The organism is Micromonospora arborensis (assembly GCF_003205615.1).
Classification (GTDB): Bacteria; Actinomycetota; Actinomycetes; order Mycobacteriales; family Micromonosporaceae; genus Micromonospora; species Micromonospora arborensis.
Map to the genome: position 1 here is coordinate 1 of NZ_PYBV01000014.1, position 23482 is coordinate 23482.

Here is a 23482-nt window from a genome sequence, read left to right on the forward strand (position 1 = left end):
GGTGGCCCTTTCTGCTTATCTCATCCAGGTCTGGTCCCCCACCGCAGAACGCCTCTGGTGAGGGTGCGGCGCTGTCGCGCGGAGAATGCGCTCCAAGTCCGCACCGCTCAGCATTCGACCCGCCTGATCAACTCCATATCGGCGACCTGGGGGCTTCCTGGGCCTGGGACACACCTATGTCGGCGATCTGGAGTCGATCATCCTGCTCATCCTGCTCGGCCTGCTCGGCGCTGACCGGCCGGGTTGGCAGCCGGCCTGACCGCAGGGCTGGTGCCGGCCCAACCTGCCCAACCTGGTCGGCCATAACCTGTGGGGCTGGCACCCGGTCTGACCGGCGGGGCTGGCACCCGGTCTGACCGGCGGGGCTGGCACCCGGTCTGACCGGCGGGGCTGGCACCCGGTCTGACCGGCGGGGCTGGCACCCGGTCTGACCGGCGGGGCTGGTGCATGTGGTTAGGCTCGGCGTGTGGTGGACGTACTGATGCTTCTGGCGGTCGCGGGCTGCGTGGCGGCGATCCTGGGTGCCCTCTCGTGGCTGGGGACCCGTGTGCGTCGCCGCGGTGTTGGTGGTGAGGTCATGGGTCCGTTCGAGGAGATGTGGCATCCAGCAGCCCACCGGCTCCGGGCCGAGATTCGGGTGCAGGAAGCACGGGTGATGCCAGCACCCCCGCAGGGCGGCAAGCGCAATGGGCGCGGCGGTGACACAAGCTCCGAGCGGTAGGGCCCTCAGGAGGGCTTGGGGCCGCAGACGTAGCGGGGCTCCGCGTCATAGCGCCAGGTGAACTTCTCCCGCTTGACCACCGCGCCGCCCTTCTTGATGACCCGGAAGGCGTCCTGGGTGAAGCCGTTGATGCCGTTGGTCGCGATGCACGAGGGACCGGGCTGCAAATGGATCAGCTTCGGGGCGGTGATGTTGCGGCGTGGCCCGTACTCGGTCTTCACGCTGTCGTAGATCTTCGTGCTCCAGATCGACACGGTGATCGTGCTCGACGTGTACGACGTGTCGATGAGCAAGCCGTACTCGGTGTTGTTGCGGAACTTGAAGTCCAGGTCCGGCCAGAAGATTGTCGACTCGATGACCGCCGGGTACCTGTCGAACCAGTACGAGTGCGGCTTGTGCTCGACGTCCTCCAGCCCGGCGTAGTAGGTCGCGTTGAACAGGGTCGTGGTGAACTGCGAGGTGCCGCCCCCGACGCCCGGCACCAGTTTGCCGCCGAGGATGACAGGTGCGTCCCGGTAGCCCTGGGCGTAGCCGCGTTCGCCGGTGTGACCGTTCAGCGAGAACGTCTTCCCGGGCAGGACGACAGTGCCGTCCACCTGCCGTGCGATGGTCGCGATGTTCTGGCTGCGCGACGAGGCCATCCCGCCGGTGAAACGGGTGGTGAAGGTGGACACCCGCTCCTTGATGCCGAGGCCGGACAGCTTCTCCGCGGTCAGCTCCGGCGGCGTCGGCTTCAGCTCGCCGGTCACCTCGCGGCCGTCCGCCTTCGGCAGCACAGCAAGCAGGTCTTGACCCAGGGTCGCGGTATCCAGCTGCTGACCGGGTCGCCCGTCGGTGGTGGTGGGCCGGCCACCGGAGATCGTCATCGTGGCGTTCTTCGGCGGCACCTCGATGGTGGCCAGGTCGTCGCCGAGCGCAGCGCGTAGCTGCTTGACGTCCACCGACGGGGTCAGCTTGCCGGCCTTGTCGGCGGTGAATCGCAGGCTCTTCGCGATGGCTGCGGGCGGAACCTTCACCGAGCCCTTGTCGGTGCGCAGGGTGACCGGGGCGGCGACCGCCGGCTTCGCCAGTTCCGTGACCAGTCGGTCCAACTCCTCCGGGGTGGTCGCCGGGTGGCGCTCCACCAGCGGGACGGTGACCGCAGTGCCAGCCAGCCAGCCGGCGCGGACCACTTCGGCGGAGCGCTGCGGCTCCAGAGCCAGCCCCGGCTTGGGCTGCACGACCTTCGGCGTGGTGCCCTGGTAGGTGATCGCCGGCATCGTCATGCCCTGGGCCTTGTCGCCGAGCACCTTGCGGAGTGCCTCGTCCAGCCGGTCCACGTCGACGGTGACCACCGGATCGACTGTGCGGGAACCGACCAGCCGGCTGACCGCGTGCGCGTCGGCCGCAGCCGCTGCCGCGACGGTCGCCGGCACGTCGACGGCCAGCCCCACGTCGGCCGGGTTGATCTCGGCGCTACGCCCGTCGACGGTGATCTTCAACGGGCCCGCGAGCGCCGCCGCCCGCCGGTCCAGTTCCGCCCGCAACTCCCGGTCGGCGTCCGCGCGGCTCCGGCCGCCCAGTTCGGTACCGAGGACGCTGGTGCCGCGGGGAACATCCCCGGCGTACGCCCAGGCGCCGGCACCAGCCACGGCGGCGAGGACGCCACCGGTGACGCCGGTGGCTAGCAGCATCCGCATCCGGCGGGGGCGGCTCGGGCTGGCCTCCGGCTCGTCGGCGGCCGGTGTCGTCGCCGGCTCCGGGCGGTCGTCCGGCCAGGTGACCGCGGTGACCTGCACGGTGGGCCGGTCGTCGGCGGGTGGAGTCTTTTCGCCGTACAGCGTCACTGCAACCTCGATCGCCAGGGTGCCGCAGGAGGTACCCCCTCCCGGAGGCACCTACGGTAACGAATGCCCGGCCGTCCTTGTGGGCTGCGCCCACCAGGCGCTGCTACCGCGTGTCGCGCGGCGTGTCGCACGACCCCGGGGGCGGTGCCGGCGGCGGACCACAGACGTGGCACGGTGGCCGGGTGGACACTGCGGAGCGGGTGTTGGCGTACGGCGGCGGGTGGCTGGACCGGGCGGGCCCCCTTCGCACCGATCCGACCCGGTTGAACGCGCTGCGCACCAAGTCGACCACCGTGGTGCTGCCACTGTGGCGGGACCGCTGTCTCGTCGACGCCGACGGCCCGGTCCGGCTCACCGCGGAGCGCGCGTCGCTCGTTCTGTCCGCTGCCAGCGAGACGGTGTTCCTGGGCCTCGACGGGGACGTTGCCGTGTTCGCCGCGGACCTCTCCGCACTCACCGAGCAGTCCGCCACCGAGATGGCCGGTGCGGCGCGGTCCGTCGACGTGCGGGCACTTGTCGGGCGGCTCGAGCCGGGCGACGCGGCCGTCCAGGCGTACGCCAGGGGGTTGCTGCACTGGCACCGGCAGCAGCGATTCTGCGGGACGTGCGGTGCGCCGGCCGTCGCCGACGGCGGCGGGCACGTGCGGACCTGCAGCGGCGCGGAGTGCGGGCGTCTCCTGTTCCCTCGGATCGAACCGGCGATCATCGTGTTGGTCGAGGCGCCCGGGTCGCCGGGGCGCTGCCTGCTGGCCCGGCACGCGGGCGCAGCCGAGGACGCGTACTCGACGTTGGCCGGCTTCGTCGAGGTCGGCGAGAGCCTGGAGGACGCGGTCCGTCGGGAGATGGCCGAGGAGGCGGGCGTGACCGTCACCGACGTGACCTATCAGGGGTCGCAGGCATGGCCGTTTCCCGCTGGCCTGATGGTGGGCTTCCGGGCCACCGCCACGTCCGACGAGGTACGTGTCGACGGGGACGAGCTGCTGGAGGCGCGCTGGTTCACCCGGGCGGAGCTGCGGGACCGGGTGGCCTCCGGTCGTACGCTCGGGCGGGTGGACGCGATCGACCACCGCCTTCTGCAGGACTGGTTGGCTGCGGCACCCTGACCCGTCCGGGCTGGTGTCACTGCTAGTCGAGGCGGAGCTTCAATCGCGCGATTTACGTTCGTTACGTTATCGTGACCCGTCAATGCGCCGTCACAGTCCGCATCAAATTCTGCTGATTGCGACATCTTTCGTCGGCATTTGACCGCTTTTACGCCTGGTCATCTCAACTCGGTGTGACGCCACGCTACTGCCGCATCGCCCTCCTGTTACCGCCGAGTAATCGAGGGGTTGTGAGCTGCGCCTCATCGGGTGCACCATCAAGCCCGATCGTTACCCGCCGGTAACAGATGACGGGCCCGGCGCAGGGCCGCCAGATCAGGACCGGCGACCCGTGTGCAGCCACCTCAAGGAGGAACCCGTGCAGGATCGGTTTGACAATCAGGGTCGTACCCGGTGGTGGCGGTTCGCCGCCATGATGGTGCCCGCCACGGCCGCCACAGGCGCCATCCTGTTCGGAATGTCGACCGGCGCGATCGCGTCCGACATCACGGTCTCCGGCCAGACGTTCAAGATCGGAGCCGACCGTCTCGAGGGCGACGGCTTCAAGCAGTACGGCGGCATCGTCCGGGAGAAGGGCAAGGACGGAAAATCCGGGCAGGTCCACCCGGTCGCCCTCTCCGAGATCAGCAGCGCCAAGCTGTACAGCCTCTGCCAGTCCGTCCGAGCCGACCTACCCGGCCTGCCGGTGGTGCTCACCATCAACGCCGGTGAGGGCAAGGAACCCGCCCGGGCCAAGGACCTGCTGATCGCGATGGACTCGTTGAACGGCAACGCGACCTTCACCAACATCAGGATCGGCCGGGACGCCACCGACCTGAACCCGACGGCGCAGGCTGGCTCGTTCGGCCAGAACTCCGACCACGTCACCATCACCAACCTGCAGCAGGTGTCCCGCTACACCACGGCGGCCACCTTCAACCTGGTGGGCCTGAAGCTGAAGGTCAACGTGGGTGAGGACGCCAAGGGCAAGGAGTGCTTCTGAGGTGAGCCGCGGCTCGCGGTGCCCCATCGCGGGTCGCGGTGCCCAGCCGTGGCCCGCGGTGCCTCGCGGTGCCTCGCGGTGCCTCGCGGTGCCTCGCGGTGCCTCGCGGTGCCCCGGGGTGCCCACCGCGCCGCGCGAGTCACCTTCGTGGACGGGGGCGCCGGGCAAGGTCCCCCTCCTGGTCGGCCCTCTCGCCGGCGCCGACCGACTGCCGATGATCAACTCCAGATCGCCGATGTTGCGGTGTTCCCAAGGCTGGATGCCGCCACATCGCCGAAGTGGAGTGGATCATTCGGCCTGCGCCCACCGCTGCGGGCCGAGCCCGTGTCCCCGTCCCCACTCGGTCAGGAGGAGTACGTGACAACCGCGACCCCGTCGCACGCCCGGCCCGGTGGTCCGGCTCAGGCCTGGCGGCTCTTCCGCCGCTGGCAGCGCAGCCGACCGTTCTGGGGCGGCCTGCTCACGGCCCTGGCCGGGCTGGAGATGTTCGCCTCCACCCGGATGACCCTCAATGGCCTCAGCTTCCACAGTGGGGCGAGCGGACTGCTCTCGCTGCTGATCCCGGTCATCCTGGTGACCTGTGGCCTGCTGCTCTGGTTCACCCCGGCGCAACGCCCGTTCTACTCGGTCGTCGCGGCGGTGACCGCGGTCTACTCGCTGATCGGGCTCAACCTCGGCGGCTTCTTCGTCGGTCTGCTGCTCGGCATCGTCGGCAGCGCTCTCGCCTTCGCCTGGACGCCGACCCGACGAGCACCTGACACCCCACCACGCGCCGACATCGCGCCGGTCGACGTCGCGAAGGCCGACGATGCGCAGGCTGTCCTCCAGCGGCCCAACACCAGTCCGGCCAACGTCACGCAAGCAGACGTCCCGAAGGCAGACGTCACGCAAGCAGGCGTCACGCAAGCAGGCGTCACGCAGGAAGGCGTCGGGCCGGTCGATGCCGGGCGGGCCGACGTTGCGAAGGCCGACATCGCGAAGGCGGACGTCCGCCGGGTCGAGGTCGCGCAGGAGGGCGTTGCGCCGGTCGATCACCTCACGGCGGCTCAGGCGTGCGACGAGGGCGAGCCGCCAGAGTGGCGGGGACGTTCCGCTGACCCGCGAGCCTTCGGCATCGCCCTCGTGGTGCTCGGTCTGGCCGCCGGTGGACTGGCCTTCCAGCCCCGACCGGTGCAGGCCGCCCTGGGTCGGCCCGCCGCCAAAGCCTGCCCTGTCCCGTCCCGGTCCAGCAGTCCGTCGCCCAGCCGCAGCGCAGCCACGCCGACCCCGACCCCGAGCCCGGAGCGGGGCGGCAACGTGGTCACCGACATCCTGGACGGACTCGGCGATCTGCTCGGTGGTGGGCGCGGCGCCGAGACCCCGACACCACCGACGAGCCCAACCGCCACGCGCTCAGCGCAACCGACCACCACGCCGATCACCCGCCCCGGCTCGACCAACTGCCCGGTACCGACGCCGGGCAGGCCGGGTACGACGACCCCAGGCGAGCCGGGTACGCCGGCGCCCGGCAAGCCCGGCGCGGTGGAGCCGGGCAAGCCGCTGCCGCGTATCGCTGCGGATCCGGGCCTGCCGACGGTGGCTCAGACGCCGTCGAAGCTCACCGGGTCGTCGGTCCGGATGACCGAGTTGCGGTTCGAAGGGATCACCGACCTGAGCACGGTGAAGGGCGACCTCAAGGTGCTGAAGTTCAGCATGCGGGAGGCGGTGACCGAAGACTTCCTGCTGCGTGCCGATGGCCCCGAGGGGCGCAACCAGCGGTACGCGACGGACCGGCTGACGGTCAGCGGTCACGTGGCCTTCTATGCCACCCGGTTCGTCGGCCGGCTGCTCGGCATCAAGGTCACGCTGACTCCGGATCTGCCGCTGCCGGACGGCATTCCGGTCACCTCGCCCATTCCGATCACGTTCACCGACCCGGTCATCGATCTCGCGTTCGTCACAAGTGACACGTTGAGCGCCCGACCGGCGTTGGCGCTGACCCTCGGCTGAACGGCACGCCGGTCCGATGGCGACGCCGGCCAGCCGCAGCAGCGGCCCCCACGAGCCCCGGGCGCCGGCGGCTCGTCGTACCGCCGGCGCCGGGAACCGTTGGTGACTCAGAGTCGGGCCAGCGCCTTCCGTAGCGGGTCGAGACCGAGAGCGCCCAGGTCCAACGCCTGCCGGTGGAACTCGCGCAGGTCGAAGTCGGCACCCTTGCGGGCCTTGGCGTCCTCCCGGGCCTGGAGCCAGATCCGCTCACCAACCTTGTACGACGGCGCCTGCCCCGGCCAACCCAGGTAGCGGTTCAGCTCGAAGCGCAGGTTCTCGTCCGGAACCCGGCAGTGCGCCCGCATGAACTCCCAGCCCAGCTCGGGCGTCCACCGCTCGCCGGGGTGGAAACCGAACGGATTGTCCTTCGGGATCTCCAGCTCCAGGTGCATGCCGATGTCGACGATCACCCGTGCCGCGCGCATCGCCTGGCCGTCGAGCATGCCCAGCTTGTCGCCCGGGTCGTCCAGGTAACCCAGCTCGTCCATCAGCCGCTCGGAGTAGAGCGCCCAGCCCTCGCCGTGCCCGGAGACCCAGCAGAGCAGTCGCTGCCAGCGGTTGAGCAGGTCGGCCCGGACGGCGGTCTGCGCCACCTGGAGGTGGTGACCCGGCACGCCCTCGTGGTAGACCGTGGTCACCTCTCGCCAAGTGGAGAAGTCGGTGATGCCCTGCGGCACCGCCCACCACATCCGGCCCGGTCGGGAGAAGTCCTCACTCGGCCCGGTGTAGTAGATGGCGCCGTCGCTGGTCGGGGCGAGGCAGCACTCGATGCGGCGGACCTGCTCCGGAATGTCGAAGTGGGTGCCGTGCAGCTCGGCGATCGCCTTGTCGGCGAGCGCCTGCATCCAGTCCCGGAACGCCTCCTTGCCCTGGATGGTCCGGGCCGGGTCGGCGTCCAACTTGGCTACGGCCTCGTCGACGGTGGCACCGGAGCCGGCGATGCGGCCTGCGACGACCCGCATCTCCGCCTCCAGGCGGGCCAGCTCCGCGAACCCCCAGGCGTACGTCTCGTCCAGGTCGACCTTGGCGCCGAGGAAGTACTGCGAGGCGAGTTCGTAGCGCTCCCGCCCGGCGGCCTGCTTGTCCCGCCCGTGCGGTGCCAGCTCGGTACGCAGGAACTGGCCGAACTCGGCGGTCGCCGCGGTCGCCGAGGCTGCACCCCGACGCAGGTCGGCGCCGAGCGTGCCCTCCGCGCCGAGCCGCTCGACCAGCCCGTGGAAGAAGTTGTCCCCGGTCGGGTCGACCCAGATGTCGCACTGCTTGGCCACCTCGACCAGTTGCACCTTCGAGCTGACCTTGCCGGCGGCGAGCGCCTCGCGCAGCGTGGTCTTGTAGCTCTCCAACGCGCCAGCGAAGCTGTTGAGCCGGGCGGCGATGTTGGCCTGGTCGTCGCTGGTCGCGATCGGCATCAGGTCGAACACCATGCGGACCTCGTGGAGCCCGCTCTCGATCACGCTGATTTCGCTTGTCGTCTCACCGGCGTCGTAGCGGGCGAGGTCCAGGCCGAGCCGTTCCTGCATGGCCTCTTTGGCGATGCGTTCCGACTCGGTCTGCGGCTCGGTCACCTCCAGTTCGGTGAGCGTCCGGCGGGTGAGGTTCGCGCGGGCCTGGTAACCCTCGGGCGAGAGGTCGTCGAGCTGGTCGTCATGGCCGGCGATGCCGACGTAGGTGGCGCCGGTGGGGCTCAACGGTGCCCACTCGGCCACGTAACGGTTGGCGATTTCATCAATTCGTCCCACGCTGCGACCCTACGGGACCACCTGGCCCCCGTGTCGACGACGTTTGTCGTGTTCAGGCCACCGGCGGGGCAGTGAGGGCGGGGCCCGGAAGGGGCGCGACTTTGTCGGAGGGTTCCGGCAGAGTGTCAGGGGTGACTGCCGATATCACTCCTGACAAGGCGCCGGCTCGCGCCTGGCTGCCGGGCTTCCTCGCCCTCGCCGCGATCTGGGGTTCCAGTTTCCTGTTCATCAAGGTCGGGGTGGCCGAGCTGCACCCGGTCCAGCTCACCCTCTACCGGGTCGTCGCCGGTGCGCTCACCCTGCTGGTCGTCCTCGCCGTGCTCCGTGACCGGCTGCCCCGTGAGCCCCGGGTCTGGGCGCACCTGACTGTCGTCGCCGCGTTCGGCGTGGCCGTGCCGTTCACCCTGTTCGGCTACGGAGAGCAGCGGGTCGAGTCGATGCTGGCCGGCATCTGGAACGCGACCACGCCCCTGATCGTGCTGCCGTTGGCGGTGCTGGTCTTCCGCACCGAGCGGTTGACCGTGCGCCGCGCGGTCGGGCTCGGGCTGGGCTTCCTCGGGGTACTGGTGGTGCTGGGCGTCTGGGAGGGCATCGGCGGGGCGCACTTCACCGGGCAGCTGATGTGCTTCGGCGCGGCTGCCTGCTACGGCGTCGCCATTCCGTACCAGAAGAGGTTCGTCGCCGGCAGCGCGTACTCCGGCCTGTCGCTCTCCGCCGCGCAGCTGCTGCTCGCCGCCGGGCAACTGGCCATCGTCACCCCGTTCGTCGCCGGCCTGCCGCCGCTGCCCACCGAGTTGTCGCCGGGGGTGGTGGCCAGCGTGCTGACCCTCGGCGCGCTCGGCACGGGGCTCGCCTTCGTCATCAACATGCGCAACATCCGGTTGGCCGGCGCGAGCACCGCGTCCACCGTCACGTACCTGATTCCGATCTTCGCGGTGTTGATCGGAGCCGTGGCGCTCGACGAGCGACTCAACTGGCACCAACCGGTCGGGGCGCTCATCGTGCTGCTGGGGGTCGCGGTCGCGCAGGGTCTGTTCGGCCGTCGGAAGGTCCGCCCGGTGGTCGGGGTCGGAGCCCCCGCCGCACCCGCCGCCGAGCCCGCCAACCGCTGACAACCGAGCCGACGTCCGCGCCGGGTCGTTCAGCGTCGAAGGTCGGCGCCGGGTCGATCAGCGCGGAAGGCCGGCGCCGCGGCGTTCAGCCCCGGTCGCGCGTCCACTCGACCAGTTGCTCCGCCGACCAGGTGTTGACCACCCGGTCGGCGGGGACGCCGCAGAGTGCGGCCCGCTCGCAGCCGAATCGTTGCCAGTCGAGTTGGCCGGGCGCGTGCGCGTCCGTGTCGATGGCGAACCGGCAGCCGGCCTCCAATGCACGGCGGATCAGACGCTTCGGCGGATCCTGCCGCTCCGGTCGGGAGTTGATCTCGACGGCGGTGTCGTGTTCGGCGCAGGCGGCGAAGACGGCGTCCGCGTCGAAGTCGCTCTCCGCCCGGGTCCGGGCGCGGTGCCCCCGGTCACCCGGACCGGTCACCCCGGCCGGGCGGGAAGACACCATCCGGCCGGTGACGTGGCCGAGGATGTCCAGGTGCGGGTTGGCGACCGCGGTCAACATCCGTCGGGTCATCTTCGACCGCTCGTCGTTCAGGCCGCTGTGCACCGACCCGACCACCACGTCCAGCCGGGCCAGCAGCTCATCGTCCTGATCCAACGAGCCGTCGGCGAGGATGTCCACCTCGATGCCCGTGAGGATCCGGAAACCCTCCGGCAGCGCCGCGTTGACCTGCGCCACATGGTCGAGCTGCCGGCGCAGCCGGTCCGCGGTCAGCCCTCGGGCCACCTTCAGCCGGGGCGAGTGGTCGGTCAACACCAGGTACTCGTGGCCCAACTCCACTGCCGCCAGCGCCATCTCCTCGATCGGCGAGCCACCGTCGGACCAGTCCGAGTGGGTGTGACAGTCGCCGCGCAGGGCGGCGCGCAGCGCCGTCGCCTCGGCGTCCAGATCGGTGCCCTCGGTCGCCACCAGCCGGCGCAGGTAGACGGGCTCCTCGCCGGCCAGCGACTCCGCCACGCAGCGGGCCGTGACGTCACCGACCCCGGCCAGCTTGGTGAGCGTGCCGTTGCCGGCCCGCTCGGCCACCTCGGCTGCCGACAGACCGGCCAACGTCTTCGCCGCCGACCGGAACGCACGTACCCGGTAGGTGGCCTCGTTCGCCCGTTCCAACAGGAACGCGATCCGGCGCAGGTCGGCGATGGGATCCCGGGGGCTCGTCATGTCAGGGAGCCTTCGGGCAGCCGTTTTTGCGTTGCCACGCGACGACCTCGGCGGCCGGTTCCCGATTGCCGCCACTGCGCCAGGAATCCAGGTAACGCGCCGGCCAGAGCACCCCGCGTCGGATCCACCAGCCGTCCTTGCCCGGACACGGCGGCGAGATACCGAAGTGCACGTGGCAGACGTTGTTGGCGTTGCCGGTGCGCCCCACCTTGCCGAGCTGCTGCCCGGCGCGGACGCGGACCCCGGCGTCGACACCGCTGGACACGACGCTCAGGTGCGAGCCGTAGTAGCGCACCCCGTCGTCGCCGAGCAGGGAGACCGACAGGCCGCCGTTCTCCGGGCCCTGTGGTCCACGCTTCGTGTACCTGTCGACGCGACTCACCTCCAGCACCTTCCCGTCGGTCACCGCGACGAACGGCTCACCGCAATCGGCGAAAAGATCCGTGGCGGGGTATGCCCCGTGCGTGGGGTGATAGTCCACGTTGTCGGCGCGTACCGGAAAGACATGCCGCAACCCGGCGCGGGGTGCCGGCGCCGACGGTCTGGCCGACGACGGCGCCGGGCGGGCCGGGACGGTGGCCGGCGGCGACACCGGCTGGTCGGCGGTCGCCCAGACCGCCGGCGCGGTCGGCGCGGCGCCGTCGGCCGGCGCGCCTGGCCGGGTGGTCGCGCAGCCGGCGGCCAGGACCGGGGCGAGCAGCAGCAGGATCGGGTACGCCGGACGCACGCGGCGGCTGATCGTCGGCGAGGGCATCCGGTCATCCTGGCAGAGCCGGTACCGTGAGCACGAGTGGCGCGCGTGAGGGGAGGGCAGCGACGGTGAGCATCGCCCGACCCGACCCTGGCCCGGATTCCGGTGCCGACGCACGGTCGATGGCGCGTACCCCCTCGGGGCTCTTCCCCGCCGGGCCCCCGTCCCGGCCCACCTACCGCGAGCCGCACCCGATCACCGGCGGCGGTGTCGCCGCTGGCGGCGGCGCGGCGGCCGGTTGGTTGCTGCTGTTCGGCCTGCTCGGCACCGATGTGACCAGCTACGCGTGGTGGACGGTGCTGGCTGGCCTGCTGGCGTGGGTGACCGCGCTGGTGCTGGTCCGCTACGGCGACCGGGGGGTCGCCACCGGGGTCGCGATCGTCACGGCGGGTGGCTGGAGCATCGCCGCCGCCGTGGTGGCGGTCCGCTGGGCCACCAGTGGTGACTGGCCGCTGTGGTGACGTGCCGCGGTGGTGATGTGCCGTGGTGGTGACCGGGGCGGACGGCCCCCGGAGACGGCTGCCGGTGACTGCGCCGTGTGCCCGGTTGGCTGCGTAGCGAACGCCGTCTTGACGTGGCCGCCGAGACTCGGCACGCTCGGCACTATGGCCTGGACCACCCCGCGACAGGACCCCGATCGCAGCCGCCGCCGTCTGCAGTTGCTGGCCGAGTTGGCGGGTGCCCGCGCGGTCCGTCAGCGCAGCCGACCGCAGCGGCAGCGCACTGAGCGGCTGCGCCAGCTCATCGCCACCCGTCGTCGAGTAGCCGGCTGACCCGACTTTGTCAGGAATGACCGACCCTTCGGGGCGTTGACGAGTCGCCTGCCGACCCGACCGGCTAACGTGCACGCGTAACGAGTCGACGCTGTGTCGAGGGCTATTGGGGGGACCGTGTCGTACTTCGCTGCGGCCGTTGTGCGCGACGACAGTGGCTGGACCGCCGCCGAGGTCAGCCTGCGTGGCGCCACTGACATCGACGAGGTCGCAGACCGGCTGCGCGACGTCGACCAGGAGGCCGACGTGTCGCTGCTCTTCGTCGAGGCCGACGACGCGTACCTGGTGGTGCTGCGCCTCGACGAGGGCGAGGACCTGCGGGTGTTCGGTTCGGACTCCGCGTACGCCGAGGAGTCGCAGTTGGGCGCGCTGCTGGTCGGTGACCTGAAGACCTCGGTCACCGGGCTCGACGGCGACGAGGAGCCGCGCCCGGCGAGCACCGGCGACGAGGAGAGCGAGCAGCCTGTCGTCGACCCGGAAGCCGACCCGGTGGGCGACGCCGATCTGCTGGCCAACCTGGGCATCTCCGCGCAGAAGCTGCTGACCCTCTGCACCCACGAGGGGATGCTGCCGGCGGACGTCACCGCCGAGATCTGCCAGGTGCTCGGCTGCGCCGACGAGGTCGAGGAGTTGCGTGAGGTCTGAGCCGGCCGACGCCACCGACCCGGCGCTGGAAGGGCTCCGGCCGGGGCAGCCGACCCCCGGTGCGGTCGGGCGGGCCGGGCCCGGCGCCCACGAGAACTTCGCTGACCTGGGTGAGGTCGGCCGGCGGCAGCGGCACGAGTCCTGGATGCGCCGCGCGTTGGAGGTCGCCGTCACCGGTCCGCCCGTGGACGACACGGACGCCACCGACGTCGACGACGTGCCGGTGGGCGCGGTCCTCTACGGGCCGGATGGCACCGAGTTGGCCATCGGACGCAACGAGCGGGAGTTGACCGGCGACCCCACCGCGCACGCCGAGGTGCTGGCCCTGCGGCGGGGTGCCGAGCGGACCGGCCGGTGGCGGCTGGACGGCTGCACCCTGGTGGTCACCCTCGAACCGTGCACCATGTGCGCGGGGGCACTGGTGCTTGCCCGGGTCTCCACCGTCGTGTTCGGCGCGTGGGAGCCCAAGACCGGCGCGGCCGGATCGCTCTGGGACGTGCTGCGCGACCGCCGGCTCAACCACCGTCCCGAGGTCTACGGCGGGGTGCTGGAAGCCGAAACCGCTGCCGTTCTGCGGGCCTTCTTCCGCTGAGACACCGTCCTCGCGGTCAGGCCGGTGGCAGGCTGACCGTGACCTCAAGCCCGCCGCCGTCGCCCGGTCGGGCGGTCACCGTGCCGCCGTGCGCCCGGGCCACCGCCCGGACGATGGAGAGCCCCAGCCCGAACCCGCGCCCACCACCGACCCGCTCGCCGGAGAGCCGGCGGAACGGCTCGAAGATGGCCTCCACGTCGTAGCCGGGCACCACCGGGCCGGTGTTCCGCACGGTCAGCGTCGGCCGGCCGTCCCGCAGGCCGGTGCTCACCCGTACCCAGCCGCCGGACGACACGTTGTGCCGCAGGGCGTTCTCCACCAGGTTGGTGGTGAGCCGTTCCAGCAGCACCGGGTCGCCGTGGACCAGCGCCGGCGTCAGCTCCCGGGTCACTGTCGGCCCGCCCGCACCCACGCTGGCCTGGTCCAGTACGTGGTCGGCCAGGTCGGCCAGGTCCACCCGGGACCGGGCGGTCACCTCGTTCTCCGAGTCGGCCAGGGTGAGCAGCCCGTCGATCAGCCGTTCGTGCCGTTCGTTCACCGCCAGCAGTGACTCGCCCAGCCGGCGTACGTCCTCGGAGGCCCCGGTCCGGGTGACCGCCAGCTCGATGAGCGACCGGTTCAGCGCCAGCGGCGTACGCAGCTCGTGCGACGCGTTCGCGACGAAGCGGCGCTGCCCGTCGAAGGAGCGGTCCAGCCGTTCGAGCATCTCGTCGAAGGTGTCGGCCAGCTCGCGTACCTCGTCGTGCGGGCCGGGGAGCGAGATCCGTTCGTGCAGGCCGCGACCGCCCACAGCGATCCGCCGGGCCGTCCCGGTGATCTGGTGCAGCGGTTGCAGCGCCCGGCCGGCGATCAGCCAGCCGAAGGCGATGGCCACTGCGGAGACCAGCCCGAGGGCGATCCCGCCCTGGGTGAGCAGCGAGTACAGCGTCTGGTCCCGGGCGTCGCCCTGGGCCTTGTTGATGATGATGCGCAGTTGCTCGGCCTGGCTGCCGGACAGCTTCGTCCCCACCTCGGGGATGATCGGCTTGACGTCGCGCAGCGCCACCCCGAACGGCTGCGCCGTCCGCTGTTCGACGAGGACGTAGGTGACCGCGAGCAGGACCAGCCCGGCGACCAGGAAGAGGCCGCCGTAGATCAGGGTGAGCCGGGCCCGGAGCGAGAAACGCTTCACGGCACCCGGTATCCCACCCCGGGCACGGTCTCGACGACCGGCGGTTCGCCCAGCTTGCGGCGCAGCTTCATGACGGTGACCCGGACGACGTTGGTGAACGGGTCGATGTGCTCGTCCCAGGCACGCTCCAACAGTTCCTCGGCGGAGACCACCGCGCCGTCGGCGCGCAGCAACTCGACCAGCACGGCGAACTCCTTGCGGGACAGCGGCACGTACCGGCCGTCGCGGTGCACCTCGCGGCGTGCCGGGTCGACCAGGACTCCGGCCCGGCTCAGGGTGGGCGGCGCGGCCCGGCGGGTCCGCCGGCTCAGCGCGTGCACCCGCGCGGAGAGTTCCACCAGGGCGAAGGGCTTGGTCAGGTAGTCGTCGGCACCGAGCGCCAGGCCGGCCACCCGCTCCCGCACGGCCGCGGCGGCGGTGAGCATCAGCACCCGGGTCTCCCCGCCGCCGTCCACGATCGCCCGGCACACCTCGTCGCCGTGCACCACCGGCAGGTCCCGGTCCAGGACGACCACGTCGTAGTCGTTGACGCCGAGTCGTTCCAACGCCGCGTCGCCGTCGTACGCGACGTCCACCGCGAACGCCTCGCGGCGCAGCCACTCGGCGATGCTCTCGGCGAGCAGGCTCTCGTCCTCGACCACCAGCACCCTCACCCGCCAATAGTGCCCGGGCCCGGATAACGCCACCGTAAACGTCGGCGGTTACGCCCGGGATACGCCCCTTGTCGTCAACTGACCGGGACGCCGGACGGGTTCCGTTGGGCGTCCCGGTTGGCGGGTTCCGTCGGCCGGATCGCAGTGCCCGGCGGATGCGCCGGGCCCGGGAGAGGAAAGCGTGCGATGCGACGAGGACTTTGCGCGCTGCCGCTGCTGCTCGTGTTGGCCGTCGTCGGCTGCGGCGCGTCGAGCGACGAACCAGCGGTGGCGACCGCCGGCGGTGGCGGGGCGCAACCGGTGTCCGCCAGCCCGGCCGTCCAGCTCAGCGACGACGAACGGCAGCTCAAGTTCAGCGAGTGCATGCGGGAGAACGGGGTGGAGGTGCCGGATCCGGAGCCGGGCGGCGGTCGCCTGTTCCAGTTCGGTAAGGACATCGACCCGCAGAAGGTGCAGGCGGCGATGGAGAAGTGCCGCCAGTACCTGCCCAACGGTGGGGAGAAGCTCAAGTCCGGCCCGGAGCAGGTGGAGCGGGTGCGCAAGCTCGCCGTCTGCATGCGGGAGAACGGTGTGCCGGACTTCCCGGACCCGTCGGCGGACGGTGCGATCCAGCTGCGGCGCGACCAGATGAACCTGAAGGACCCGAAGGTGAAGGCCGCATTGGAGAAGTGCCAGCAGTACGCACCGAAGATCGCCGGAGTCACCCAGTGAGGGCTCGCCGCCTTCGGCTCCGGACGGTCGCGCTGACCGTCGCCGTCGTGGTCGCGGCAGCGGCCGGCGTCGCCGCCGCGGTCGGCTTCGGCGGCACCGACCGGGGTACGGCAGCGGCCGGCACCACCCCGCCGGGCACGGCCACGGTCACCCGCCAGACGCTGACCGACGCGCAGAACGTGGACGGGGAGCTGGGCTACGGCAGCATCCGGACCGCGACCGCCCGGTTCGGCGCAACGATCACCGGTTTGCCGGACACGGGCACGGTCGTCAAGCGGGGCGGCCAGTTGTACGCGGCGGACGACGACCCGGTGCTGCTGCTCTACGGATCGCTGCCGGCGTACCGGGTGCTCGAACCGGGGGTGGAGGGGGCGGACGTCGCGCAGTTCGAGCGGAACCTGCGGGCGCTCGGTCACGACGGCTTCACCGTCGACGACGAGTACACCGGCAGCACCGCCGACGCCGTCCGAGAGTGGCAGGAGGATCTCGGGCTGCCCGAGACGGGCCGGGTCGAGCTGGGCCGGATCGTCTACGCCGACGGCGCGGTGCGGGTGGAGAGCCACCAGGCGGCGACCGGCGACGTGACGCAGCCCGGCCAGGCGGTACTCACCTACACCGGCACCAGTCGGCTGGTCACCGTCGAGCTGGACGTGGACGACCAGCGGCTGGCGAAGGAGGGCGGCGCGGTGAGCGTGGCCCTGCCGGACGGCGACCCGCTGGCCGGGAAGGTCGAGTCCGTGCAGACGGTGATCGAGGCCGGCTCGGCTGGCGCGACCGGGCAGTCCACCGAGGCCGAGACGAAGATCGAGGTGACCATCTCGGTGGCCGACCCGGCGAAGCTTGCCGGGTACGACCAGGCGAGCGTCGAGGTCACCTTCACCGCCGCCGAACGCCCTGACGTACTCACCGTGCCGGTGGCGGCGCTGCTCGCGCTCGCCGAGGGCGGCTACGGGGTCGAGGTGGTCGACGGCGCTCGGAGCCGGATCGTCGCGGTGACCACCGGGCTCTTCGCCGCCGGCCGGGTCGAGGTCAGCGGCCCGGAGATCGCCGAGGGCATGACCGTGGGGGTGCCGGCGTGACCGGTGACGCCGTGGTGCTGGACGGGGTGAGCCGGACGTACCCGGGCGGGGTCGCCGCGTTGCGCGAGGTCTCGCTGCGGATCGGGTACGGCGAACTGGTGGCGATCGTCGGCCCGTCCGGTTCCGGCAAGTCGACGATGCTGAACCTGATCGGCACCCTGGACCGCCCCACCGCCGGCCGGGTACGGATCGACGGGTACGACGTGGCGACCCTGCCGGACCGGCAGCTCTCCGCGCTGCGCGCCTGCCGGATCGGCTTCGTCTTCCAGCAGTTCCACCTGGCCGCCGGAACGCCGGTGGTCGACAACGTGGCCGACGGGTTGCTCTACGCGGGCGTACCCCGAAGGGAACGGCGACGGCGCGCGGAGGCGGCGTTGAATCGGGTCGGGCTGGGCCACCGGTTGACCCACCGACCGCACGAACTCTCCGGCGGCGAGCGGCAGCGGGTGGCGGTGGCCCGGGCGGTGGTCGGCGAGCCGGCGGTGCTGCTCGCCGACGAGCCGACCGGCAACCTCGACTCGGTCGCCGGCGCGGCGGTGCTCGCCATTCTGCGTGACCTGCACGCGGCCGGCACGACAGTCGTGGTGATCACCCACGACCGGGAGATCGCGGACGGGCTGCCCCGGCAGGTGCGGATGCGCGACGGCCGGGTGGTAACCGACCCGGCAGCCGGCGCGTACGCCGAGGAGGTGCACTGATGGCGACCGACACCCGCCTACGACCGGTGCCGGTCGACGCGCGACCACGGCTGACACCGGCCCGGCTGGGCCCGGGCGACGTGTTCCGGGTTGGCGGGGTGGGGCTGCGCACCCGGCCGCTGCGCGTGTTCCTCTCCGCGCTGGGCATCGCGATCGGCATCGCGGCGATGGTCGCGGTGGTCGGCATCTCGTCGTCGTCCCGCGCCGACCTGGACCGCACGCTGGACCGGCTCGGCACCAACCTGCTGACCGTGGCGCCCGGGAACACGCTCTTCGGTGATCAGGCGAAGCTGCCGGTGGAGTCGGTGGCGATGATCGGCCGGATCGCACCGGTGACCGGTGTCGCCGCCACCGGCCAGTTGCCGGACACCCCGGTCTACCGCAGTGATCGCATCCCGTCCGGCGAGACGGGCGGCATTGCCGCTCGGGCCGCCCAACTCGGGCTGCTCGGCACGGTCGGCGCGACGGTGCGCAGCGGCACCTGGTTGAACGGGGCCACCGAGCGCTATCCGGCCGTGGTGCTCGGCGACGCCGCCGCCCGACGGCTGGGGCTCGGCGCGGCCGGACCCGACGTGCAGGTCCAGCTGGGCGGGCGCTGGTTCACCGTGGTCGGCATCCTCGCCCCGGCCCCGCTCGCCCCGGAGCTGGACAGTTCGGCGTTGGTCGGCTGGCCGGCCGCAGCGACGTACCTCGGTTTCGACGGGCACCCGACCACGGTCTACACCCGGTCCCAGGAGGCCTCGGTGGAGGCGGTACGCAACGTGCTCGGCGCGACCGCCAACCCGGAGGCGCCGAACGAGGTGCAGGTCTCCCGACCGTCGGACGCGTTGGCCGCCGCAGCGGCGACCGACGAGGCGTTCACCGGGCTGCTGCTCGGGTTGGGCGCGGTGGCGCTGCTGGTCGGTGGGGTCGGGGTGGCCAACACGATGGTCATCTCGGTGCTGGAACGGCGGGCCGAGATCGGTCTGCGGCGGTCGCTGGGTGCCACCCGGGGGCAGGTCCGGGTTCAGTTCCTGGCCGAGTCGCTGCTGCTCTCGGCACTGGGCGGGGCGGGCGGGGTGCTGCTCGGCATCCTGGTCACCGCCGGCTACGCCCTCTGGCGGCAGTGGCCGACCGTGGTGCCGGTCTGGGCGATGGCCGGCGGCGTCGGGGCGACTCTGCTGATCGGCGGTCTGGCGGGCCTGTACCCGGCCGTCCGCGCCGCCCGGCTCGCCCCCACCGAGGCGCTGGGCTGAGTCGCCCGACCCCGCCCCAACAGCACGCCGCCCCGCCGTCCGGATGGACGACGGGGCGGCGGTGTACGACGAAGGGTCAGGCGATGATCGTGTCGAGGGCGATCTCGACCATCTGACTGAAGGTCTGCTCCCGCTCCTCCGACGTGGTCTTCTCGCCGGTCTTGATGTGGTCGCTGACGGTCAGCACGGTCAGCGCGCGGGCCTTGAACCGTGCGGCGATCGTGTAGAGCGCCGCCGACTCCATCTCCACCGCCAGCACGCCGTAGTCGGCCAGGGTGTCGTAGAGGTCCGGCCGGTCGGTGTAGAAGGCGTCCGCCGCCAGAATCGGTCCGACGTGCATGTTGATGCCGCGCCGCTCGGCCACCTCGACCGAGGTACGCAGCAGCCCGAAATCGGCCACCGGCGCGTAGTCGATCAAACCGTCGAAGCGCATCCGGTTCATGTTCGAGTCGGTGGACGACCCGATCGCGGCCACCACGTCGCGCAGTTGGAGGTCGGTGCTGAGGGCACCGCAGGAGCCGACCCGGATCAGCGTCTTCACGCCGTACTCGTTGATCAGCTCATGGGCGTAGATGGAGGCGGACGGCATGCCCATGCCGGAGCCCTGGACCGAGACCTCGACGCCGTTCCAGCGGCCGGTGAAGCCCAGCATGCCCCGAACCGTCGAGTAGCAGGTGGCGCCCTCTAGGTAGGTTTCCGCGATCCACTTGGCCCGCAGTGGGTCGCCCGGCATCAGGACCCGCTCGGCGATCTCGCCCGGCTTCGCGCCGATGTGCGTACTCATGGCAAAGATCCTGCCAGGCTGGCCCGGGCGATACCGGTTCGGCGTCGGAACCAGCGGTCATGTAACCTCGTCGGCGGTGGCGTGTCCGAGCGGCCTAAGGAGCACGCCTCGAAAGCGTGTGAGGGTTAACGCCCTCCGAGGGTTCAAATCCCTCCGCCACCGCTCATGAACAGGCAGAACGCCTGGCTGGTCCGGAAGGACCCGCCAGGCGTTTCGCTTGTGGTCTCAATGCTCTCCGCGAGGCAGTTGGCCTCGACCGTTCATGGCTGGTGTCGGGTGCATCGGCTCCGGCCATGGATCTGGCGCTGTCATCTGTGGTCATCAAGAAACGCGGAGATATCGGCGCGGATCGGGTAATTCGGCAGGGGTGCCGGCTTGTCTTGAAGGAACGCGGTGATGACGGCGGCGGCCCGTTCATTGTTGTCGTCGAGGCCGTTCCACATGTGGTGTCCGACGCCAGGCATGTACTGGGTGCGCTGGATGGCGGGGTCGTTGTCAAGGACGGTGGTCGCCCATTGACGGATCTGTGCGGAGCACTCCGCAATCATCAGCATTGCCGGGGTGCGGGAGAGCCTGAGCTGCGGGGCGATGGAGGGCGAGTCCTTGATCGTCTGCTGGACGTTCAGGCTCGCGGCGGCGCTGAAGGAGAAGTTCTGCGCCGTGTCCTCAGTGGGGATGCGGTGCGCGTCCCGCGCGCAGTAGCCGGACGCGGTGTCGCTGCCGAGATCGGCGGCCGTGAAGGCGTTAGCGCCTTCGGCCTGCCCGATCAGGGCGGTGTCGGGTGAGAGGAGCCCGAGGCGCATGAGGCCGAATGCGACCCCATACCTGGGGACATATGTCGACCGTGGTCCGCTCGTGGCCGGTGCGAGGCCGCGTGCAGACGGTCGCCCCTGTTGCCCGTTGATCCGCGCCGTGGGGCCGTCCATCGGCCCAGGCTCGCCAATGATCGCTCGGTGCACGTTTGCGGCGACGCCCGGGTCGGCCAGGGCTTGGGTGAGCACGACCGCGCCTGAGGAGAATCCGAGGACGTCGACCGGGCCCTTGCCCAGGTGGTCGATGAAGGCGTCGAGGTCGCGGACCGACCTGGAGACGGTGTATTGGTCCATGGGTAACAGGTCGCTTCGCCCGCCGCCGGCCTGCTCGTAGGCGTAGACGTCGTAGCCCTGCCGTGCCAGGAGTTGCAGGAATCGGTGGTCGAGCAGCGAGATGCTGCGGACGGGCCCGCCGTTGAGGTACACGAAGGGCCTCGCGTACGCCGTGCCGTTCGGGGAGGGCGGGTAGTGGTACACCGCGACCCGGCTCCCGGTGGTCAGGCTCCAACGCTGCGTTGCCACGAACGGTAGATCGGTCGGGTATCGCCGCTGCGTGGATACGGTCGGGATGCAGACCGACGCCGTCAGCGCCGAGGCGACGACCACCGGCAGGAGCCGCACGAGTCGGGTCGGCCATCGCTGGCGGCGGCCCCGCCACAGCGTCGCCACGGTCCCAACTCCGAGGGTCGTCAGCCATGCGGCGAGCCCCGACCCTGCCCCGTCCGTCAGGACGATCAGTGCGAGAAACAGGACGAGCAGTCCCACGACGACGGCCAGGGCCAGGCCCAGGCGACCGGCGAAGCGGGCAAGGCGGATGGAGGGTGGCATCACGGCATCTCCAATAGTTTCCAAACGTTGTTTCAAAACAACGTATCAGGAAGGCCTAGGATGGTCGCCATGGGTAGGCCGAGGACGAACGACGACGCCGTCAAGGAGCGTCTTGTAGCGTCCGCGACAGAAATGTTCGCCACCCATCCCCGAGACTCGATCACTGTTCGCGCCCTGGCTGCTGCCGCAGGAACCGCGACCGCGGCGGTGTACTCGCTGTTCGGCAGTAAGGACGCGCTGATCGGCGAGGTGCGCAACAGAGCGGTCGCCGGGTTGTTCCAGGAACTGTCGGCGGTGCCAGCCTCCGACGAGCCCCTTGCCGACATCTACGCGCTCGCTGTCGCCTACCGGCACTGGGGGCGCGAGCACCGCCACCTCTACACGGTGTTGTTCGGTGGCGTGCAGTCCTTCGACCCGTCGGGCGTGGTCGGTACGGGCGACCCCGTCCGACCGCTCCTGGAGGCGATAGGTCGCGCCTTGTCGGCGTCCGCGCTTGTTGGCGATGCGACATCTATCGCCCTCTCGATCTGGGTGACCCTGCACGGACTCGTGACTCTCGAACTGGCCGGGGCGCTTGACGCGGCCACGGCCGAGTCCGCATTCCGATCGACAGTTCTTGCTACTCTTCGCGGCTGGGCGCCGACACCCCGTACCTAAATTGGATGAGCGCGCCCGGTCGATCCGCGAGGATCGGCCGGGCGTTTCTGTGATTGGTCTCAGTTGGCCGTCCAACGCACCCGACGGGTGCGCCACAGGACCGCCATGCCGATCAGGATCAGCAGCACGCCGGCTGCCGCGATGGCGAAGATGGGCGCACCGGTGATCGGCAGGCCGCCGCCTCCGCCGCCTCCGCCGTCCTCGCCGCCCTCGGTGCCGCTCGGCTGCTTCAGGCCGCCGAACTCGGGGATGTCGTCGGAGCCGCCCAGGTAGGCCTGCTTCTCGTCCGAGGTCTTGGTGACCTCGGTGAGGGACTTGCCGACCGTGGTCGGCAGCGTCGCGTGCTTTTCCTTGAACGTGGTGTCATTCACCTTGGTCGTCTTCACCGGCTGGGTGAAGTCGACGCCGCCCGTGGTCACCGTCACGCCGTTCGGCAGTTCGTACTTGGTGGCGGAGAGTTCCTTCAGGTACTGGTTGAAGACGTCGGTCGGGTTCCAGTCGTCCTCCCGCTCCAGGGCGGTGACGTCGTTGGTGTCGATGCCGGCTTCTTCCGCCCGGCCGTCGGCCGTCATCCGGTCGCGGTACCACTCGGCAGCCACCCGGCTGAGGTAGGCACGGCGCAGGTCCTTGAATTCGGGTGCGTCGTTGACGGCCTTGTTCAACTCGGGCAGAAGCAGGTCCCGGTAGACGGCCATGGAGGGCTCGGGATTGGCCGGACACGTGAAGTTCGGGTCGCCGGGGATCTTGTCGTGGAGTTCCTCGGTGGTCTCGTTCGGGCCGGGGTTCCACCGGTAGCTGTAGGTGAACTTGTCCCGGACGCGTGAACGTCGATGTCACGTGGCTTCGAGGGATGCTAGACAATCAATGTGACATGGGTAACCCCGACCGGCATGTCGGAAATGCGGCTAAAGATCCGACTGGTCGGCGTAATTGCCGGCAGCGAATTCCCACGAGAGAAATTCCCAGTAGTTTTCCTCGATCATCGCCGGCGCATCCCACTCCTCGATGACCCGCCGTATCTCGTTCTTGGCGTCTTCCCAGCGGTCCGGGTCGCCACCGGAGATCGCGGGCGCAAGGCCCGCCACAAGGTGTAACGAGCGGGCGAACAACTCGAGCGACGAGTTCACGAATGTCGGTGCCGTGGTTTCGTCGATGACCAGCACGGCACCCGTGTCCAGATCAAGACAGAATTCGCCACCCAACCCGTCCGTGGCGTAACCGAATCGCAACATGCCATCCCGAAGAATCAAATCCGGGCCGAGCAGAAACAGGTCGTACTCGTCGAGTCGCAGCAATTCCGGCAGGTCGACGCTGGCCAACTGTTCCCGCAACCCCGGCGACAGCGACTCCCACCCGTCGAGCTTCGTCAGTGAGGACATGGCGGTCAATCTATCGAGCGCCGACCAGCCGCGCGGGGATCAAC

General features: G+C 70.7%; 23 protein-coding genes and 1 tRNA gene. 14 read left to right on the top strand and 10 right to left on the bottom strand.

Annotation, left to right across the window (positions count from 1 at the left end; all coding sequences use genetic code 11):
• Nucleotides 1-726 precede the first annotated feature (726 nt).
• Nucleotides 727-2547, bottom strand: coding sequence for a VanW family protein (locus C7C45_RS11435; RefSeq protein WP_110563615.1), 1821 nt, complete (start codon nucleotides 2545-2547; stop codon nucleotides 727-729).
• 182 nt (nucleotides 2548-2729) lie between these two features.
• Here C7C45_RS11435 and nudC point away from each other — a divergent pair, with 182 nt between their 5' ends.
• The 3 genes from nudC to C7C45_RS11450 all read left to right on the top strand — a co-directional run bounded on the left by nudC (nucleotide 2730) and on the right by C7C45_RS11450 (nucleotide 6621).
• Complete coding sequence (nudC, locus tag C7C45_RS11440) at nucleotides 2730-3650, top strand: NAD(+) diphosphatase (protein ID WP_110563822.1); 921 nt, start codon at nucleotides 2730-2732, stop codon at nucleotides 3648-3650.
• Between the two features lie 358 nt (nucleotides 3651-4008).
• The gene (locus C7C45_RS11445) at nucleotides 4009-4632 is read left to right on the top strand and encodes a DUF6230 family protein (protein WP_110563823.1); all 624 of its coding nucleotides are present in this window, start codon (nucleotides 4009-4011) and stop codon (nucleotides 4630-4632) included.
• Nucleotides 4633-4989: 357 nt separating this feature from the next.
• Nucleotides 4990-6621: a DUF6114 domain-containing protein gene (locus tag C7C45_RS11450; protein WP_110563824.1), complete on the top strand. Its 1632-nt coding sequence runs from the start codon at nucleotides 4990-4992 to the stop codon at nucleotides 6619-6621.
• 107 nt (nucleotides 6622-6728) lie between these two features.
• Here C7C45_RS11450 and C7C45_RS11455 read toward each other — a convergent pair whose 3' ends face one another.
• Nucleotides 6729-8399, bottom strand: a complete 1671-nt coding sequence (locus tag C7C45_RS11455; protein WP_110563616.1) for a DUF885 domain-containing protein — start codon at nucleotides 8397-8399, stop codon at nucleotides 6729-6731.
• A 131-nt stretch (nucleotides 8400-8530) separates the two neighbouring features.
• Between C7C45_RS11455 and C7C45_RS11460 the strand changes: the two genes are divergently transcribed.
• On the top strand, nucleotides 8531-9511 hold the full coding sequence (locus tag C7C45_RS11460) for a DMT family transporter (protein WP_208641130.1): 981 nt from the start codon (nucleotides 8531-8533) through the stop codon (nucleotides 9509-9511).
• 85 nt (nucleotides 9512-9596) lie between these two features.
• Here the strand turns inward: C7C45_RS11460 and C7C45_RS11465 are convergent, their stop codons facing one another.
• Both C7C45_RS11465 and C7C45_RS11470 read right to left on the bottom strand, forming a co-directional pair.
• Nucleotides 9597-10670 (bottom strand): PHP domain-containing protein, encoded by a 1074-nt coding sequence (locus C7C45_RS11465; protein WP_110563618.1) that lies wholly within the window; start codon nucleotides 10668-10670, stop codon nucleotides 9597-9599.
• Between the two features lies 1 nt (nucleotide 10671).
• Nucleotides 10672-11424, bottom strand: a complete 753-nt coding sequence (locus tag C7C45_RS11470; protein ID WP_110563619.1) for a M23 family metallopeptidase — start codon at nucleotides 11422-11424, stop codon at nucleotides 10672-10674.
• A 119-nt stretch (nucleotides 11425-11543) separates the two neighbouring features.
• Between C7C45_RS11470 and C7C45_RS11475 the strand changes: the two genes are divergently transcribed.
• From C7C45_RS11475 to C7C45_RS11485, 4 genes are all read left to right on the top strand, one after another.
• A complete protein-coding gene (locus C7C45_RS11475) occupies nucleotides 11544-11882 on the top strand; it encodes a hypothetical protein (protein ID WP_110563825.1) in 339 nt (112 codons plus the stop codon).
• A gap of 144 nt (nucleotides 11883-12026) precedes the next feature.
• The gene (locus C7C45_RS34015) at nucleotides 12027-12194 is read left to right on the top strand and encodes a hypothetical protein (protein WP_167454701.1); all 168 of its coding nucleotides are present in this window, start codon (nucleotides 12027-12029) and stop codon (nucleotides 12192-12194) included.
• Between the two features lie 117 nt (nucleotides 12195-12311).
• Nucleotides 12312-12839, top strand: coding sequence for a tRNA adenosine deaminase-associated protein (locus tag C7C45_RS11480; RefSeq protein WP_110563620.1), 528 nt, complete (start codon nucleotides 12312-12314; stop codon nucleotides 12837-12839).
• Between the two features lie 145 nt (nucleotides 12840-12984).
• Nucleotides 12985-13431 (top strand): nucleoside deaminase, encoded by a 447-nt coding sequence (locus C7C45_RS11485; protein WP_110563826.1) that lies wholly within the window; start codon nucleotides 12985-12987, stop codon nucleotides 13429-13431.
• A 16-nt stretch (nucleotides 13432-13447) separates the two neighbouring features.
• Here C7C45_RS11485 and C7C45_RS11490 read toward each other — a convergent pair whose 3' ends face one another.
• Both C7C45_RS11490 and C7C45_RS11495 read right to left on the bottom strand, forming a co-directional pair.
• On the bottom strand, nucleotides 13448-14602 hold the full coding sequence (locus C7C45_RS11490) for a sensor histidine kinase (protein ID WP_110563621.1): 1155 nt from the start codon (nucleotides 14600-14602) through the stop codon (nucleotides 13448-13450).
• On the bottom strand, nucleotides 14599-15255 hold the full coding sequence (locus tag C7C45_RS11495; RefSeq protein WP_208641131.1) for a response regulator transcription factor: 657 nt from the start codon (nucleotides 15253-15255) through the stop codon (nucleotides 14599-14601). Before C7C45_RS11495 ends, C7C45_RS11490 begins: the two co-directional genes overlap by 4 nt.
• Before the next feature lie 186 nt (nucleotides 15256-15441).
• Between C7C45_RS11495 and C7C45_RS11500 the strand changes: the two genes are divergently transcribed.
• The 4 genes from C7C45_RS11500 to C7C45_RS11515 are packed head-to-tail and all read left to right on the top strand — an operon-like array spanning nucleotide 15442 to nucleotide 18978.
• Nucleotides 15442-15966 carry a hypothetical protein gene (locus C7C45_RS11500; protein WP_110563623.1) on the top strand — a complete coding sequence of 175 codons (525 nt, stop codon included), beginning with the start codon at nucleotides 15442-15444 and terminating at the stop codon, nucleotides 15964-15966.
• Nucleotides 15963-17045 (top strand): peptidoglycan-binding protein, encoded by a 1083-nt coding sequence (locus C7C45_RS11505; RefSeq protein WP_244200336.1) that lies wholly within the window; start codon nucleotides 15963-15965, stop codon nucleotides 17043-17045. Before C7C45_RS11500 ends, C7C45_RS11505 begins: the two co-directional genes overlap by 4 nt.
• The gene (locus tag C7C45_RS11510) at nucleotides 17042-17743 is read left to right on the top strand and encodes an ABC transporter ATP-binding protein (RefSeq protein ID WP_110563625.1); all 702 of its coding nucleotides are present in this window, start codon (nucleotides 17042-17044) and stop codon (nucleotides 17741-17743) included. The genes C7C45_RS11505 and C7C45_RS11510 overlap by 4 nt, the downstream gene beginning before the upstream one ends.
• The gene (locus C7C45_RS11515) at nucleotides 17743-18978 is read left to right on the top strand and encodes an ABC transporter permease (RefSeq protein ID WP_110563626.1); all 1236 of its coding nucleotides are present in this window, start codon (nucleotides 17743-17745) and stop codon (nucleotides 18976-18978) included. Before C7C45_RS11510 ends, C7C45_RS11515 begins: the two co-directional genes overlap by 1 nt.
• 76 nt (nucleotides 18979-19054) lie before the next feature.
• Here C7C45_RS11515 and deoD read toward each other — a convergent pair whose 3' ends face one another.
• The gene (deoD, locus tag C7C45_RS11520) at nucleotides 19055-19762 is read right to left on the bottom strand and encodes a purine-nucleoside phosphorylase (RefSeq protein WP_110563627.1); all 708 of its coding nucleotides are present in this window, start codon (nucleotides 19760-19762) and stop codon (nucleotides 19055-19057) included.
• A 75-nt stretch (nucleotides 19763-19837) separates the two neighbouring features.
• On the opposite strand from deoD, the gene C7C45_RS11525 reads away from it, so the two are divergent.
• Nucleotides 19838-19924: transfer RNA gene (locus tag C7C45_RS11525), tRNA-Ser, on the top strand.
• Between the two features lie 146 nt (nucleotides 19925-20070).
• Here the strand turns inward: C7C45_RS11525 and C7C45_RS11530 are convergent.
• Nucleotides 20071-21438: an alpha/beta hydrolase gene (locus C7C45_RS11530; protein ID WP_208641132.1), complete on the bottom strand. Its 1368-nt coding sequence runs from the start codon at nucleotides 21436-21438 to the stop codon at nucleotides 20071-20073.
• 33 nt (nucleotides 21439-21471) lie between these two features.
• On the opposite strand from C7C45_RS11530, the gene C7C45_RS11535 reads away from it, so the two are divergent.
• A complete protein-coding gene (locus C7C45_RS11535) occupies nucleotides 21472-22059 on the top strand; it encodes a TetR/AcrR family transcriptional regulator (protein WP_110563828.1) in 588 nt (195 codons plus the stop codon).
• 59 nt (nucleotides 22060-22118) lie between these two features.
• Here the strand turns inward: C7C45_RS11535 and C7C45_RS11540 are convergent, their stop codons facing one another.
• Nucleotides 22119-22754 carry a hypothetical protein gene (locus C7C45_RS11540; protein WP_110563628.1) on the bottom strand — a complete coding sequence of 212 codons (636 nt, stop codon included), beginning with the start codon at nucleotides 22752-22754 and terminating at the stop codon, nucleotides 22119-22121.
• 210 nt (nucleotides 22755-22964) lie between these two features.
• Complete coding sequence (locus tag C7C45_RS11545) at nucleotides 22965-23438, bottom strand: SUKH-4 family immunity protein (RefSeq protein ID WP_110563629.1); 474 nt, start codon at nucleotides 23436-23438, stop codon at nucleotides 22965-22967.
• Nucleotides 23439-23482 lie beyond the last annotated feature (44 nt).

Excerpts from the sequence above, each read along its gene's own strand:
- C7C45_RS11465 (WP_110563618.1), bottom strand. The coding sequence starts at position 10,670 with ATGACGAGCCCCCGGGATCCCATCGCCGACCTGCGCCGGATCGCGTTC.
- C7C45_RS11470 (WP_110563619.1), bottom strand. The coding sequence starts at position 11,424 with ATGCCCTCGCCGACGATCAGCCGCCGCGTGCGTCCGGCGTACCCGATC.
- C7C45_RS11475 (WP_110563825.1), top strand. The coding sequence starts at position 11,544 with ATGGCGCGTACCCCCTCGGGGCTCTTCCCCGCCGGGCCCCCGTCCCGG.
- C7C45_RS34015 (WP_167454701.1), top strand. The coding sequence starts at position 12,027 with ATGGCCTGGACCACCCCGCGACAGGACCCCGATCGCAGCCGCCGCCGT.
- C7C45_RS11485 (WP_110563826.1), top strand. The coding sequence starts at position 12,985 with ATGCGCCGCGCGTTGGAGGTCGCCGTCACCGGTCCGCCCGTGGACGAC.
- C7C45_RS11500 (WP_110563623.1), top strand. The coding sequence starts at position 15,442 with ATGCGACGAGGACTTTGCGCGCTGCCGCTGCTGCTCGTGTTGGCCGTC.
- C7C45_RS11515 (WP_110563626.1), top strand. The coding sequence starts at position 17,743 with ATGGCGACCGACACCCGCCTACGACCGGTGCCGGTCGACGCGCGACCA.
- deoD (WP_110563627.1), bottom strand. The coding sequence starts at position 19,762 with ATGAGTACGCACATCGGCGCGAAGCCGGGCGAGATCGCCGAGCGGGTC.
- C7C45_RS11535 (WP_110563828.1), top strand. The coding sequence starts at position 21,472 with ATGGGTAGGCCGAGGACGAACGACGACGCCGTCAAGGAGCGTCTTGTA.
- C7C45_RS11540 (WP_110563628.1), bottom strand. The coding sequence starts at position 22,754 with ATGGCCGTCTACCGGGACCTGCTTCTGCCCGAGTTGAACAAGGCCGTC.
- C7C45_RS11545 (WP_110563629.1), bottom strand. The coding sequence starts at position 23,438 with ATGTCCTCACTGACGAAGCTCGACGGGTGGGAGTCGCTGTCGCCGGGG.